This window comes from Chryseobacterium sp. (assembly GCF_008831505.1).
Lineage (GTDB): Bacteria > Bacteroidota > Bacteroidia > Flavobacteriales > Weeksellaceae > Marnyiella.
This window is the reverse complement of sequence record NZ_CP044507.1, coordinates 154,256-170,279: the sequence shown is the minus strand read 5'-3', so window position 1 is coordinate 170,279 and position 16,024 is coordinate 154,256. Positions and strand designations below refer to the sequence as shown.

General features: G+C 44.1%; 14 protein-coding genes. 10 read left to right on the top strand and 4 right to left on the bottom strand.

Going from position 1 to position 16,024, the window contains the following annotated elements; all coding sequences use genetic code 11:
* Positions 1-81 precede the first annotated feature (81 nt).
* Complete coding sequence (locus F7R58_RS00810) at positions 82-2,229, bottom strand: SurA N-terminal domain-containing protein (protein ID WP_158063130.1); 2,148 nt, start codon at positions 2,227-2,229, stop codon at positions 82-84.
* 265 nt (positions 2,230-2,494) lie between these two features.
* Here F7R58_RS00810 and lon point away from each other — a divergent pair, with 265 nt between their 5' ends.
* The 9 genes from lon (at position 2,495) to F7R58_RS00765 (ending at position 13,127) form a co-directional block, all read left to right on the top strand.
* Positions 2,495-4,882 carry an endopeptidase La gene (gene lon, locus F7R58_RS00805; protein ID WP_158065325.1) on the top strand — a complete coding sequence of 796 codons (2,388 nt, stop codon included), beginning with the start codon at positions 2,495-2,497 and terminating at the stop codon, positions 4,880-4,882.
* A gap of 259 nt (positions 4,883-5,141) precedes the next feature.
* Positions 5,142-6,047, top strand: coding sequence for a DUF4349 domain-containing protein (locus F7R58_RS00800; RefSeq protein WP_158063129.1), 906 nt, complete (start codon positions 5,142-5,144; stop codon positions 6,045-6,047).
* A 127-nt stretch (positions 6,048-6,174) separates the two neighbouring features.
* Positions 6,175-7,815 (top strand): glucose-6-phosphate isomerase, encoded by a 1,641-nt coding sequence (gene pgi / locus F7R58_RS00795; protein WP_158063128.1) that lies wholly within the window; start codon positions 6,175-6,177, stop codon positions 7,813-7,815.
* Between the two features lie 169 nt (positions 7,816-7,984).
* Entirely contained in the window at positions 7,985-8,860 is an 876-nt protein-coding gene (gene folD / locus F7R58_RS00790) for a bifunctional methylenetetrahydrofolate dehydrogenase/methenyltetrahydrofolate cyclohydrolase FolD (protein ID WP_158063127.1), read from the top strand.
* Between the two features lie 8 nt (positions 8,861-8,868).
* The gene (locus tag F7R58_RS00785; protein ID WP_158063126.1) at positions 8,869-9,498 is read left to right on the top strand and encodes a 7-carboxy-7-deazaguanine synthase QueE; all 630 of its coding nucleotides are present in this window, start codon (positions 8,869-8,871) and stop codon (positions 9,496-9,498) included.
* Positions 9,499-9,540: 42 nt separating this feature from the next.
* The gene (locus F7R58_RS00780) at positions 9,541-10,917 is read left to right on the top strand and encodes an exopolysaccharide biosynthesis polyprenyl glycosylphosphotransferase (RefSeq protein ID WP_158063125.1); all 1,377 of its coding nucleotides are present in this window, start codon (positions 9,541-9,543) and stop codon (positions 10,915-10,917) included.
* A 41-nt stretch (positions 10,918-10,958) separates the two neighbouring features.
* Positions 10,959-11,711 (top strand): MlaE family ABC transporter permease, encoded by a 753-nt coding sequence (locus tag F7R58_RS00775; RefSeq protein ID WP_158063124.1) that lies wholly within the window; start codon positions 10,959-10,961, stop codon positions 11,709-11,711.
* On the top strand, positions 11,711-12,523 hold the full coding sequence (locus F7R58_RS00770) for an ABC transporter ATP-binding protein (RefSeq protein WP_158063123.1): 813 nt from the start codon (positions 11,711-11,713) through the stop codon (positions 12,521-12,523). Before F7R58_RS00775 ends, F7R58_RS00770 begins: the two co-directional genes overlap by 1 nt.
* Positions 12,513-13,127, top strand: coding sequence for an outer membrane beta-barrel protein (locus F7R58_RS00765; protein WP_158063122.1), 615 nt, complete (start codon positions 12,513-12,515; stop codon positions 13,125-13,127). The genes F7R58_RS00770 and F7R58_RS00765 overlap by 11 nt, the downstream gene beginning before the upstream one ends.
* Positions 13,128-13,146: 19 nt before the next feature.
* On the opposite strand, the gene F7R58_RS00760 is transcribed toward F7R58_RS00765, so the two are convergent.
* Together F7R58_RS00760 and F7R58_RS00755 are read right to left on the bottom strand one after the other, a co-directional pair.
* Entirely contained in the window at positions 13,147-13,482 is a 336-nt protein-coding gene (locus F7R58_RS00760; RefSeq protein ID WP_158063121.1) for a hypothetical protein, read from the bottom strand.
* A gap of 72 nt (positions 13,483-13,554) precedes the next feature.
* Positions 13,555-14,358, bottom strand: coding sequence for a M48 family metallopeptidase (locus F7R58_RS00755; protein WP_158063120.1), 804 nt, complete (start codon positions 14,356-14,358; stop codon positions 13,555-13,557).
* Between the two features lie 105 nt (positions 14,359-14,463).
* Between F7R58_RS00755 and F7R58_RS00750 the strand changes: the two genes are divergently transcribed.
* Positions 14,464-14,991, top strand: a complete 528-nt coding sequence (locus F7R58_RS00750) for a DUF4251 domain-containing protein (RefSeq protein ID WP_158063119.1) — start codon at positions 14,464-14,466, stop codon at positions 14,989-14,991.
* On the opposite strand, the gene meaB is transcribed toward F7R58_RS00750, so the two are convergent.
* Positions 14,969-15,970, bottom strand: coding sequence for a methylmalonyl Co-A mutase-associated GTPase MeaB (meaB, locus tag F7R58_RS00745; protein WP_158063118.1), 1,002 nt, complete (start codon positions 15,968-15,970; stop codon positions 14,969-14,971). The two genes, F7R58_RS00750 and meaB, sit on opposite strands and share 23 nt — an antisense overlap.
* Positions 15,971-16,024: the final 54 nt, after the last annotated feature.

Genomic DNA, 16,024 nt, shown 5'->3' with positions numbered 1-16,024 from the left:
ATAGGATTTTTTCTCCATCTCCAATTTGAAAAAACCGGGCCAAAAAAAGCGGCTACTAAGAGCCGCTTCATTATTAATTTCTTATTGGGTTACCCCTTTGTCCCAGACTTCAATTCTGTAGTCCTTGATGTCGGCATTATCCTGCAGACTCTTGATGAATGACTGGCCGAAGAAATTAGCGTTCTGCTGCATCATTGATTCAGTCATCTGCTTAATGTCCCCAGGCTGTTTGTTCATGGTTTCGGACTTTTTAAGTACTACATAAACACCGGTCATGCCTTCCACAGGTTTGCTCATTTTGCCTTTTGCTACGCCAAACGCTGCGCCTGCAACACGTGGCTCCATGGAACCGCCAACAGATGGGTTCAGAAGATTTACCTGCGCATTCAGTTTTCCTGTTCCAAACAGTTTTGCTACCTGATCCAGGCTGCCTGCTTTAGCTGCATTCATCTTCTCAATAATTTTCTTGGCTGCCAACTGATTTTTCACAATTGGCTCAATCTGATCTCTAACGGATTCAGGGTCGGCCAGGCCTTTTTCCTGTTTACCGTTCAACATAACAACTACACGGTCGCCGGTACCGTCAACCACGAAGAATTCAGTATCTCCTTTTTCCCTTTTCTTATCAAATGCCCAGGCAATGATTTCTGAATCTTTAGGCGTTCCAAGTCCCGAAATCTGACCTTCAAATCTTTTCACCATTTTAGGGTTACTGAACATATAGTTGCCTTTTTTGGCAATATTGGCAAAATCGTTAAACGACTTACCCTGGACTTGCTGGATAAAACGTCTGGCATTCTTGTCCACTGCATTCTCTGTTTGCTCAGACGGAGTAACCGCTTTCACAATGTTGGCCAGTTTATAGGTCATGGACCCTGATTTCTTGTCTTCAATATTGATGATGTGATATCCAAAGCTGGATTCCTGAACACCTGTAGCGCCTTTAGGATTGCTCATCAGGAAATTGAGGTAGGCCGGATCAAATGGTGAAGCAGGAGTTACCCAACCCACACTTCCGTTTCTCTCAACCGCGCCGGGCTCATCTGAGATTTTAAGACCATCAGCAAAAGCGGCCGCGTTTCCTTTGATTATGGCATAAAGACTGTCGGCAGTTTTCTTCGCCTGCTCCTTTGTTCGGGTAGCTGTTGATCTCTGTGCACCCTGATAGGCAATCAGGATATGTTTTGAAAGCACGGAATCTGAAGGTTTGCGGTCCAGCATTTTGGAAAGCACATAAACATTCTGCTCTTTATACGGTCCGGTAATCTGACCCGGAGCTGCAGTCTTCACCCACTCTCTGATGGATGGCGGCAGCTCGTTCTCGCCAAGATATCTGTTATCATAAGGCATATCGGAGTTCAGCATCACAAACATGGAATCGCTGGCGGTATTCTGAAAATTCTCCACCACACCACCATTGGTATTACCACCGGTAAGAAGGCCTGTAATCTCTTTAAGTTTGGCAGCATCGTCCTGTGCGCTGGCCTGCGCTGGGAAATAAACCACTCCAAGGTTTACACTTGCATCCGTTTTATAAGTATTGGGGTATTTCTTGATATAGGCCGCAAGATCTTCAGAAGTCACCTTTATAGGATTCTTCTGCAGGAAAGATGCGTAATCTACTTTTACATAATCAATGTCGGCAAGATTGTCACGCTGCCTAATCATCTCCTCCACTTCCTTTTTACCTACAGTAACACCGGCATTGATATTGGAAATAAGTTCACGCGCCATCATTCTGTACTCAATGGATTTTCTCATTTTATTCCATTGGTTCAATGACTGTACATCGCCGCTGTTCTGAAGAGTCTCTACCTGCTTCTTAATTTCCTGCAGACGGAAGTTCCCTTTTTCATCAAAATTTTCAGGATTTTGGGCAAACATAGGATCAAACTGAAGCTGGCTCCAGAAGTAATCATCGGTCATTTCCAGACCCATTTTCTCAAACTGTTGTTTGATAAGCTTGCTCTGGACCATCATCTGCCATGCCTGCTCTTCCAGACCGGTAGCGGGCTGACCCTGTTGCTGGGCCTGCTGCTGCAGGATAAAAAGCTGATCAGAATACTCCTCACGTGTAATCTCGTCCCCGTTTACCTTTCCCAGAATGTTTGGATCCTTCCCAAAAAGCTTGTCAAACGTATCCGGATTTACCAGAAACGCCAGCAGCGCCAGGGCGATGATTCCCATTAATAAAATCGGTCGTTTCCTAATTTCACCTAAAATTGCCATTATATTGTAATATATATTTTATCAGTCAGCGAAAATACACATTTTTAAGAAACAAGAGAAATATCGTTTCATTTTTATGTTGGAAGCCTGTCCTGGTGTTTATAAAGGAAATTTTGTCCGCATTCTTTTGTGAAAATTTCATTGGCACAGGAATTGGGAAACCTGCCTCTACAGATTGCCGCCCAAGATCTTTAAGATATACAAGTATAAAGGCAGGCAACTGAAATGACAGATTGTCATGCAGAATAAAGACAGAAAAGAACAGATGGAATTTGACGATATTTTAGATGACGGCTTCAGCCTTGTAGCAGAAGAGATCAACCTTAAGGACTTTGACGAAACAGAACTTAACACAAGCCAGACAGTTTTCCCGATTCTGCCGGTGCGGAACATGGTGATGTTCCCCAAGGTAATCGTACCCATTACTGCGGGCAGGAAAAATTCGATAAAACTGCTGGAAGAAGCACAGCAAAGCGGTGAGTTCATTGGCATCCTAAGCCAGAAAAATGCGACTGTGGATAACCCCGCACAGGAGGATATGTACCAAATTGGTACTTATGCCAAAATCCTGAAGATCATTAAGCTGCCGGAAGGCAATATTACAGCAATTACAAAGGGATTTGGAAGGTTTAAGACCAGGCAGTTTGTGGAAACTGAACCTTATTTTAAAGCGGAAATTACCAAGCTGAAAGACACTGCAGCACGTAACAGGGAAGAATTTGAGGCGCTTATTGAAAACATAAAAGATCTTGCCGAAAAAATCATTGCCCTGGATCCGGGCATTCCGAATGCGGCCAATTTTGCAATCAAAAACATTCAGGGTCTGGAGGAACTGCTGAATTTTATCTGCGCGAATGCCAATTTCAACGCAAGCAAGAAGCAGAGCCTTCTGGAAGAGAAAAGTCTTCTGAAGAGAGCCCAAACCTGCTATGAAATGATGCATGACGATTTCCGGATTCTGGAGCTTCGTAACCAAATCCACCAGAAAACCTCCAAGGATCTGGATAAGCAGCAGCGCGATTATTTCCTGAGCCAGCAAATGAAGACCATTCAGGAGGAATTGGGCGGAGGTCCTGAATCTGATGTGGAGGAGCTATTACTCAAGGTCAAAAATGTTAAATGGAGCGAAGAGGTTGAAAATCATTTCCAGAAAGAACTGAACCGGCTTCAGCGCCAGAACCCCAATTCGCCGGACTATAACGTGCAGCGTAATTACCTGGATTTCTTCACAGATCTCCCCTGGGACACCTATACCAAAGATGTTTTTGACATTAATAAAGCGGAGAAAATTCTGGATAAAGCCCATTTCGGACTGGAAGATATAAAGAAAAGAATCCTGGAGCACATGGCCGTCCTCAAGCTGAAGAACAATATGAAATCGCCAATTCTTTGTTTGGTAGGTCCTCCCGGCGTGGGGAAAACTTCACTCGGAAAATCGGTTGCCGATGCACTGGGACGAAAATATGTACGGCTTTCCCTGGGTGGCTTGCATGATGAATCGGAGATCCGCGGCCACCGTAAAACCTATATCGGAGCAATGGCCGGTCGCGTGTTGCAGTCCCTGAAAAAATCAGGGACATCCAACCCGGTAATTGTTCTGGACGAGATTGATAAAATCGGTCAGGGAATCCATGGTGATCCAAGCTCTGCGCTGTTGGAAGTTTTGGATCCGGAACAGAACAGTTCTTTTTACGACAATTTCCTGGAGATGGGTTACGACCTTTCGCGGGTGATGTTTATTGCTACGGCCAACTCACTATCCACCGTGCAGCGGCCGCTTTTGGACCGGATGGAAATCATTGAAATCGCGGGCTATACGCTGGAGGAAAAGGTAGAGATTGCCAAAAGACACCTTATAAAAAAGCAGCAGGAAGAGAACGGGCTCACAGCCAAATCATTTAAGCTGGGCAATGCCGAACTTAAACACATCATAGACGCGCACACCTCGGAGAGTGGTGTTAGGGGACTGGAGAAGCAGATTGCGGCCATCGCGAGATGGGTAGCCCTGCAAACAGCTATGGAAAAAGACTATGAACAAAAGATCTCCCTGGCAAAAGTTGATGAAATCCTGGGTGTCCCCAGACCAAAAAGCCTTTCCGAAATTTCTGATGTACCCGGTGTCGTAACCGGACTTGCCTGGACACAGGTGGGTGGCGACATTCTTTTTATCGAAAGTATTTTAAGCGAAGGTAAAGGCAACCTAACCATGACCGGCAACCTTGGAAATGTAATGAAGGAGTCAGCCACCATCGCACTGGAGTATATAAAAGCAAAGCATGACGAACTGGGCATTTCCGCAGATGACCTGCAGAAAAAGAATATCCACGTACATGTACCGGAGGGAGCCACACCTAAGGACGGTCCTTCGGCCGGCATCGCAATGCTTACCTCTATTGTTTCCAGTTTCAGGAACCGGAAGGTAAAACCTCATCTGGCCATGACCGGTGAGATTACCCTGCGCGGAAAAGTTCTGCCGGTAGGCGGAATTAAGGAGAAATTACTGGCCGCGACGCGCGCCGGGATCACCCACATTATTCTTTGCGAAGCCAACAGGAAGGATGTTGAAGAAATCAAAAAAGACTACCTCAAGAATCTTAAGATCAGTTATGTAAACCGAATGAGCGAGGTTATTGAAATTGCCCTAGAAAAGTAATTTCGTCATTTAATATTTAAAAGCCCTTCATAACTGAAGGGTTTTCTTTTTGGAATTTGAGTGGCGGAAGATGACTTTTATAATTTTTGGTGAAATGCTAATAGCTCTTCTCCCAAAAAATTTGTAAACCAAATTTACAAACAGCTGATTTCCCGTATATTAATAACACATTCCTTTTACATTAATATTATAAGTATTTTACAAAGAATCCGATTTCACCTCCCTGCATCTTTGGAATAACCAACTAAATCTAAGAGTTATGAAAAATTTGCATCCGAAAACCGTTTTGATAAGCCTTGTACTCCTTACAGGTACAGCATGCAGCAAAAGTGAAGTCAGTACAACCGAAGTTATGCATGAAACCGACAGCGCCGTACTGATTTCAGACAGTATCTCAAACGCAGCCACCATGGAGATGGAAGGAAAGAGATTTATAAAGTCTGCGAATGTGGATATGGAAGTGAAAGATGTTTACGACGCTACCATCGCAATTGAAAAGTCTGTACAGGAAATGGGAGGTTTTGTCACCACAAGCGAGCTCATTTCCAGAATTGTTTCAGAAGAAACTTATGAGGTAAGCGATGAGAGTGCCGTCCTTTTGCGAAAATTCAGGACAGAGAACAATATGCAGGTAAGGATTCCTACAGAACAACTCGTCGCATTGCTTCAGTTCATCAACAACCGTAAAGTATTCCTCACTTCCAGGGTTATCCTGGCTGAAGATGTTACCGCAAATATTGAACTGGCCAAAATGGAATCAAAAAGGATTAAAACCACAGCCAATAACATCCGGCAAATCCGCAATGATAAAGATAAAGTAAAACTCGACGACCAGAATATGGGCGCAAACAACAATCAGAAAGTCGCTGATCTACAGATGAGTGACCGACTGAAGTACAGTACGGTCCAAATCTATCTGAAAGAACCGGAACTACGTGCGGCAGAAATAGCGGTTACTAATGTGCGGAACAAGGATAATAAATTTAAGTCCAACTTCCTGTACGAAACAAAGAACGCTTTTGTGGAAGGTTTTTACCTTACCCAAAGACTGGTTATCGGACTGCTTACGCTCTGGCCAATTCTTATTATAGGCGGCCTGCTCATCTATTTTTTCCGGAGAAAGAGGACAGGTAACCGTATACATACAGGACTGCCGCGCAAGTAAATTCAGAGCGGACAGGCTTTATAATCTTGCGGCTTCGGCCTTGGCCGGAGCCTTTCCGTATGTCTTTCATGCAATTTTCCGTAAATTAGCGGTTCATATACCCGCCCGGGTGAACAAAACCGAATGTATGCTGCCCAAAATCAATCCTACCCAAACAAAGGCCTGGTTGGCCCTAAGCGAACACTTTGCGCAAAATGATTTTGAACTCCGCACACTTTTCAATTACAATCCGGAAAGATTTAACCAGTTTTCCATAAAAAGACCAGATTTCCTCTTTGACTTTTCCAAAAATCTTATAGACGAAAGGACATTTGAACTGCTGCTGAACCTGGCGGAGGAATGTGATCTGAATTCGGCCATAACTAAAATGTTTTCGGGTGATATCATCAATGAAACAGAAGGACGGGCAGTCCTGCACACGGCGCTTAGGGATTTCTCTGAAACTGAAATCCTGGTTGACGGCGAAAATATAAAACCGGCTGTCCGGAGAGTCCTGGAACAGATGAAGGCTTTTTCTGAGGATGTAATTTCGGGTAGGCACAAAGGATTTACCGGTAAGGTGATCACCGACGTTGTGAATATTGGTATTGGAGGATCAGACCTGGGGCCTGTGATGGTATGCCGGGCACTGAAACATTACCGGACGCGGTTAAATGTTCATTTCGTGTCCAACGTGGACGGAAATCATATCGCGGAAGTACTGAAAGAACTGGATCCGGAAACGACGCTGTTTATCGTAGCTTCAAAGACATTCACCACTCAGGAAACGATGACCAATGCCGAATCGGCGAAAACCTGGTTCCTCAGTCGTGGCACTCAAAACGATGTGGCCAAACATTTCGTGGCCCTTTCCACAAATACAGAAGCAGTAAATGAATTCGGCATAGCTGAAGAAAATATTTTTGAATTCTGGGACTGGGTAGGCGGACGCTATTCACTTTGGAGCGCCATTGGGCTCAGCATTGTGCTGGCAGTGGGTTATGAGAACTTTGAACAGCTGCTGAAAGGCGCAAATGAAACCGATCTGCATTTCCGGACTGCGGAGTTTAGTGAAAATATTCCCGTAATCATGGCACTTTTAGGGGTGTGGTATAGAAATTTCCACCATGCGGGAACATACGCAATCCTTCCCTATTCCCAGTACCTGGACCGTTTTCCCGCCTACCTGCAGCAGGGTGACATGGAGAGCAACGGCAAATGCACCGACCGCAACGGGCAGTTCGTGCAGTATGAAACAGGACCTGTGATCTGGGGTGAGCCCGGCACAAACGGGCAGCATGCCTTTTACCAACTTATCCATCAGGGAACTGAGTTTATTCCGGCGGATTTTATAGCATTTGTGAAGTCGTGTAATAATGTTTCCGATCATCAGGAAAAACTCCTTGCCAATTTCTTTGCCCAGACTGAAGCGCTGGCATTCGGCAAAACACCTATTGAAGTTCAGGAGGAACTGCAACTGGCGGGTAAAACGCAGGAAGAAATTAAAAGGATACAGAATCATAAGGTTTTCCACGGAAATACACCTACCAATTCGCTGTTATTTAATGCATTAACACCATTCATACTGGGGCAGCTCATCGCACTTTACGAACATAAAATCTTTGTACAGGGAATTATCTGGAATATTTTCAGTTTTGACCAGTTCGGCGTGGAACTGGGAAAAACGCTGGCTTCCAAGATCTTACCTGAATTACAGAATGGTGCCGCGACAGATACACATGACAGTTCCACCAACGGACTCATCAATTACTATAATAATAAAAAATAAGGGCAGATGGATGCATTATGTGCCCACCTCAAATTATAACTCTAATTTTGCATCAGCATAGAATCTGCACCCTGTTATCCGGCCCGCCTGGATTTCGGATGGGATTTAGAAGTAAAAATGCTCACTATACAGAGTTACAGGTAACTTAAATATTAAAAAGTATATAGATATGGCGCAAATACTGGACGGATTAAAAATCTCCAAGGACATTAAGCAGGAAATTAAGGCAGAAGTTGAAAAAATTGTAGCTGCGGGGCAAAGACCCCCACATCTTGCCGCGATCCTGGTGGGTGAAAACGGAGCCAGCAAGGCCTATGTAAACAGTAAAGTAAAAGACTGTAAGGAAGTTGGATTCAAATCCACCCTGCTTAAATTCAGCGATACCATAACTGAAGCCGAGTTGCTCAGCGAGATTGAAAAACTGAACGTGGATACCGGGATTGACGGCTTTATCGTGCAGTTGCCGATTCCAAAAGGTATGGACGAGGAAAAGGTAATTGAAGCCATAAGTCCTGATAAGGATGTGGACGGTTTCCATCCGGAAAATTTTGGCCGAATGGCTCTGGAGATGGAAGCTTATCTGCCCGCCACACCTTATGGCATCATGACTTTACTGGAGAGATATAACATCCCAACCCAGGGAAAACACTGTGTGGTCATTGGCCGCAGCCGGATTGTGGGAAGACCCATGAGTATCCTGATGAGTACCAAAGGTAATCCCGGGAACGCTACTGTAACTGTAGTGCACAGCCATACACAGAACATTGAAGAATTTACGAAAAATGCAGATATTGTGATTGTAGCCCTGGGCGCACCTAAATACCTGAAAGGCGATATGATTAAGGATGGTGCCGTAATTATTGACGTGGGAATCTCACGCGTAGAAGATGAAGGACCAAAAGGCTATCACCTGGAAGGCGATGTGGACTATGAGAGCTGTGTGGAAAAAGCTTCGTGGATTACGCCTGTACCGGGCGGTGTAGGTCCGATGACAAGGGCAATGCTTATGAAAAACACACTGCTTGCCTACAAGAGGAAATTTTAGAAAATCAAATGACAGCAAATCAGGAAATATTATTGAAAGAAGGGAAGATGCTTCCGGTAATGGAGCATTTCTACACCATTCAGGGCGAAGGTGCCCACACTGGAACAGCGGCCTATTTTATCCGCCTGGGCGGCTGCGATGTAGGCTGCCACTGGTGCGATGTAAAGGAAAGCTGGGATCCCACACTTCACCCGCTTATGGATGTGATCCAGGTAGCCGAAACGGCAGCCAGCTACTGCAGGACCATTGTCCTTACAGGCGGCGAACCTTTGATGTGGAACCTGGAAATCCTGACCCTGCGCCTAAAGGAATTAGGATGCACCATACATATTGAAACTTCAGGCGCTTATAAAAGGACCGGCATTTTGGACTGGATTACGCTGTCACCCAAAAAGACAGGCTTACCACAACCTGAAATCTACGAGGCTGCAAATGAACTGAAGGTCATCGTATTTAACCGTCATGATTTAAAATTCGCAGAAGAACAGGCAGCGAAAGTAACCCCCGGCTGCCGCTTATATTTACAGAGTGAATGGAGCAAACGTAATGAAATTTACCCCCTTATTACAGAATTCATTCTTCAGAATCCACGTTGGCAAGCTTCGGTGCAGACTCATAAATACCTAAATATTCCCTGAGTAAACGGAAATTTACTTACTTTTAGGTTCTGATTCGGGTTCATGCAACAACTTCGGTTCTCACGATATTTTAAAGGATTTATTATACTGCTCGATATTCTGATTATCACAGCAGTTTTTGTGTTTTTCTTTATCCGGCGCAATTATGATCTGAAAATCAGAGATGTGGACTGGGAGCAAAATATACTTTCTATCCTGCTTCTCACCCTTTTCTGGATTCTGCTTAGCGGACGGACGCGGCTGTATGATATACCGCGGAATCTGACCTATACTCTATATCTGGAGAGAATTGTAACTCATATCCTTATTTTCCTTTTCGGAATTATCCTTTTAGGTAAAGTAAGCAATAACATTTTTCTGAAAACCGAACGCTTTGATCTTGCCATCAGCATATTTATCGTGTTCTACCTTCTTAAATCGGCCATTTTCTTTTTGCTGAAATCGATACGCAGCATGGGTATCAACATCAGAAACATTATGTTTCTGGGAAGCCGGAATGATGCGAGGCAAATCCTGGAAGAAGTATTGCGTACCCGCAGCGATTACGGCCTCGTAATCTATGATTATCCGGAAGGTCCTGTAGATACGGCCCAACTCACTGAGTTTTGGCGTGAAAACGGTATTTACACACTTTATATGCCCACGGACAATGCAGGAATATCAGCAGAAACCAGAAGTGAGATCTTCAGACTGGCAGAAAACTGTAAAGTTCGCATTGCACTCATACCGGCAATTGACCAAAACAATTTCTTCAACTACGAAATCAACTATATTGAGACCCAGCCCGTACTCACCCAGTCTAAATTCCCGCTGCAATATTTCACCAATTTCTTACTCAAGCGTGTGTGGGACCTGTTGTTTTCGTTGGTCATCCTGGTCGCGGTTTGCTCCTGGCTGTTTCCGCTGGTTGCCATTCTCATTAAGCTGGACAGCAAAGGCCCGGTATTTTTCAGGCAAAAGCGATACGGACTGAACGACAGGATATTCAACTGCTTTAAGTTCCGGACTATGGTAGTGAACGACCAATCGGCTACGCGGACTACGCAGAAAAATGACGACAGGATCACGGCAGTGGGAAAGTTCCTGCGCTTTACCAGCATAGACGAGATGCCGCAGTTCATCAATGTACTGCTGGGACACATGTCCGTAGTTGGGCCCCGGCCACATATGCTTTTGGTTGATGATTATTACAAGACCCGAATAGGCCGCTATGCGATACGAAGTATGGTGAAACCCGGGATTACAGGTCTTGCACAGGTAAACGGACTTCGCGGTGATTATGGCGACATGAGTATTGAGATGAAAAAACGCATCCTGGCCGATACATTTTACGTAAAAAACTGGAGCATGGTCCTGGATTTGGTAATCATCTTAAAAACCGTTTTCCTGGTGATCAGAGGCGACAAAAAAGCAGCCTGAACCCACGCTCAATTTTATTTTAAAAACATTAATTTAGCAGAATGATTAAAAAGTTCCTGACCGCCTTCGGAGAGTATTTTCTGCTGCTTGGAAAAGCCATTAGAACACCGCAGAAAATGTCGGTTTTCATTAAACTTTTTTTCAGGGAAATAAATGATCTTGGTGTAAATTCGTTCGGACTCGTGGTGTTTACTTCGGTCTTTGTTGGAGCAGTTACAGCCATTCAGATGTTCAACAATTTCAGTTCATCGTCTATTCCGATTCCTACACCGTTTATCGGTTATGCCACCAAGGCAGTACTCGTACTTGAATTTTCGCCCACCATCATCAGCCTTATACTTGCTGGTAAAGTTGGTTCGTATATTGCCTCCAGTATCGGTACAATGCGCGTAACGGAGCAGATAGATGCGCTGGACATCATGGGCGTCAATTCCCCTAACTTCCTGATATTCCCGAAAATATTGGCTTGTGTTATTTACAATCCGCTGCTCATAGGTTTAAGCATAGCCGTAGGTATCCTGGGAGGGTTTGCTGCTGGCGAACTTACCGGCAACTGGACCATATCAGATTTTACTACAGGAGTGCAGATGTACATGCCCATGCTGTTTTATTATTACGCCTTTATCAAGACCATCGTTTTTGCATTTATCATAGCCAGTGTACCCTCTTACTTTGGATATAACGTAAGCGGCGGATCACTTGAAGTGGGTCGCTCCAGTACACAGGCGGTGGTTTGGACCATGGTTTTCATCATTATTTCAGAATTATTATTAACGCAGATTATTTTAGGGTAATGATAGAAATTAAAGACCTACGTAAAAAGTTTGATGAAACTGAAGTGCTGAAAGGCATCTCAACCACCTTTGAGACCGGTAAGGTAAATCTGATCATCGGGCAAAGTGGTTCAGGCAAAACTGTTTTCCTGAAATCCCTTCTAAACGTATACGAACCCACGAGCGGGGGGATCCTGTTTGACGGCCGCGATATCACTAAAATGAAGCGTGAGGAAAAACAGATCCTTCGAGCTGAAATCGGTACCGTATTTCAGGGTAGTGCCCTTTTTGATTCCATGACGGTGGAGGAAAATATTATGTTTCCGCTGGACATGTTCACAAATCTGACGTTCAGAGAGAAAAAAAGACGGGTAATTGATGTGATGGGTCGGGTACACCTGGACAAAGCAGGCCGTAAATTTCCCGCCGAGATCTCCGGTGGAATGCAGAAAAGGGTGGCCATAGCCCGTGCCATTGTGAATAACCCTAAATACCTGTTCTGTGATGAGCCAAATTCCGGTTTGGATCCTTATACAGCGAATGTGATTGATGACTTGCTGGTAGACATTACTAAAGAATACAATACGACAACTATCATCAACACACATGACATGAACTCAGTGATGACCATTGGCGAAAAAATTGTATACCTTCGACTCGGAATCAAGGAGTGGGAAGGCAACAAGGACAATGTGATTACAGCACGCAATAAAAATCTGATTGACTTCGTTTATTCGTCAGAACTGTTTAAAGAACTTCGGGACTATTTCCTGACCAACGATAAGACTTCAATTGAAAATATAGTAACTAATCCCAAGACTGATGAAAAATAAACTGTTAGCCGCTGTGCTTATTCTTAGTTCCGTAGGTGCTTATGCACAGGTAACTGTTGCTGCCAAAGCGCATGCTCTTTTTCCGGCAGGAAAGCCAACCTGGGAAAGCGTTAAAGCGGGTGCCATAGAAGTTTATGAAGCTGAAGGCAAAAATAATGTCGGTTTCAATGCAGGTGTCTCTGTGAAGGTTAACCTCGTAGGCGGACTTTTTGTAATGCCGGAGCTTTATTACACCACATTTACAAATGAAATTACCGTAACCAATACCACTATTGAAGCGAAGACCAACCGTGCAGACCTTCCGGTGCTTTTAGGTTATAATGTCTTGGGCGAAAGTGTTGGAATTTTTGCCGGACCAGTGGCCAGCTATTACCTGAGCAAGGACAATCAGTATGAGGATTTCCGCGAAAATGCCGAAAGCAATTTTACAGTGGGATTCCAACTGGGTGCACAGGTAAAGATCAAAAGTTTTATAATCTCCGGGCGCTACGAAGGATCTTTCACAGAGGACCAGCGCGACTTTATAAACAGTAACACCAACACTGTAATACGGTATGACAACAGACCCAGCATGCTGATGGCCGGACTTGGTTACCAGTTCTAAAAAAAACAGATACGCAGTACTAATACCAGTTCTGCGTATTTTTTTTATCTGAAGTCAGCGGTGTGCTTACGGTGGTGGATTGGTTTACTGATTTTTCAGCGGCAAGTTTTTCCAGTTCGGCTTTTTCTTTCAACAGCTGCTTATACTCTCTCCTCTTCTGCTCTTCCTTCAGCGCAGAACCTTTGCTTACATAACCCACAATTCCGCCAATGATAAGACCAATACCGATACCGGCAAGTATTCCCATCAGGCTTATTGGTTCAAAGAGCTTTACCATAGAGAATTCGGGTAGCATATAGTACAGCAGGAAGGCCAGTGCCAATAAAATGATGCCTACAAGGGTTAAATTTTTCATCGTATTATATTTAAAAACCTTCCCAAATTTAACAAAATATTGAGAAGGCCTGCATGTTAATAATGTTGTCTATTATTTCCCGCCGGCTGCACGGTAATAAGTAAGCGCTTTATCCATATAGGAATTTAGAGCCGCCAAACGGTTTTCCGGTCCCGGGTGAGTGGAAAGGAATTCAGGCGGACGCTGACCCGATGATGAAGCTTCCATGCGCTGCCAGAATGGAATTGCCTGTCTTGGATCATATCCGGCCATTCCCATGAGATAGAGACCCATCTGATCAGCTTCAAGCTCCTGTTTACGGCCATACGCCATCAACCCTACCTGTGCACCAATTGGATATACCTGCTCAAAAATAGCACCCCACTGACCTCCGGAAACCTGCGATCCAATTACAGCACCACCAAGTTGTGCCACCATTGCCTGTGAAATTCTTTCGTTACCGTGTCCCGCCAGCGCGTGTGAAACTTCGTGGCCCATAACTACTGCCAGTCCGGTATCGTTTTGGGTAACCGGCATAATGCCGGTATAGACGGCTACTTTTCCGCCGGGCATGCACCAGGCATTAATCTGTTTATTGTCAATTAACTTAAATTCCCACTGATAATTGGCCAGGTCACCTTCTCTTCCTAAATTTCTGTAGTAATTGTAGGCCGCATTCTTAATACGTGTTCCTACATTTACAACACTTTTAGCCTGTGCAGTACCACTAACGACCTTAGACTGACTCATGGTTTTCTGATACTCCTGGGCAGCCATAGATGCAATTTCAGCATCATTTGCCAACTGCAGAGATCTTCTGCCCGTTATTGGATTAGTTGAACATGCGACGGCTGCTAACATCATGGCTCCTATTCCTACTGTATTAATAACTTTCATAGTATTTGATATTTGAAATTTGCTTTTGCAATTATTATTCCAATAGATTTACGGTCTTAATTTTGATGCTACCAAGCAGTTATCTTATAAATAAATTCAAAAAAAATGAAAAATATATTTTTACTGTTCCTAAGTCTTGGAATATTCCTGAACTGTTCTTCTCAAAATTATCTGGAACCTGCTGCAACAGAGCAACTCACTAAAGCTGGCCAGTTTACTTTTCACGCTCAGAAAGCAAATGTGATGGGCGCCGACATCAATGCCATTGCAAATGCAATTCCTAATTATACACCAAACAGGATGACCACCCTGGACAGTGGATATACCATCGTACTGGAAGATAAAAAGCTTTCCTGTACTTTACCCTACTTCGGTCGTATGTACAGCAGCAGTGCTTACGACACCAATAAGCAGGGTCTAAGATTTACCTCTGAAGATTACTTTGTTCAGAAATCCACATCAAACAAAGGAAATACGCTCTTTAGAATCAGACCTAACGACGTATCGCACATTACGTTGATTAACATTGAAATTTATAAAAACGGCAAAGCATTTGTCTCGATTGATGCCAGCGACCGGCAGCCTATTTCATTTGATGGCTATATAGCCGCTAATTCAAATGCGGACCAATAGTTTTTCCGAAAATTTCCTCCACAAATTTCTTCGCCTCCGAACTGGGATTAGACTTTCCTTCGGAGGCCTTTTTTTTATGTTGAAGGAATAAATTATCTGCGTTGTTTTCTTTCCGGGTCATCATTAGAATGTACTCCTGTACCCAATATTCAAAACGGTTTGCAGACTGAAGGGCGCGTACCTCTTCAAAGCGTCCGCTCTCTACCTTCAGGTTAATAAACTGTTCCAACTGATCAAATACCTCCTCCAAACCTTCATTGTTCAGCGCGGAGCCCAGGGTCACAGGAACTTTCCAGCCCTTTTCCTTCGGATGAAGGAAATGAAGGGCGCGCATCAGTTCGGTCTTGGTCCTTTTTGCTGCTAACCTGTTTGCTTCATCTACTTTGTTGATGAAAATAAGGTCCACCATCTCCATAATCCCACGCTTGATTCCCTGCAGTTCATCGCCGCCACCAATAATTTTCAGGAAAAGGAACACATCTGTTATTTCGGACACCAGTATTTCACTTTGGCCTACACCAACAGTCTCAATCAATATGCAGTCATAGCCGGCAGCTTCGCAAAGCAACATTGTTTCAAAGGTTGTATTAGCTATACCACCAAGGAAACCCGAACTGGGTGACGGACGGATAAATGCGTTTTCTTCCCGGGCGAGTTCCTCCATGCGGGTTTTATCGCCCAATATGGAACCCTTGTTCAGTGACGAACTGGGATCGATAGCCAACACCGCTACTTTACGGCCTTTCTGAATGGCCAGCTTTCCAAAGCTTTCAATAAAAGTGGATTTACCTGCGCCAGGTACACCAGTAATCCCGATGCGCACGGATTTCCCGGAATAAGGTATAATTTGTTGCAATAAATCTTCGGCCTGCGCGCGGTGCTCAGGTTTTCTGCTCTCGACAAGTGTAATGGCTTTGGCCAGAAACCTTTTATTACCACTGCGTATACCCTCAATCAAAGCTTCGTTTGTAAAATTCATACCGAAATAAAACCCAAATTTAATGTTTACCAATGAAAGACTGAAATCTTCTGC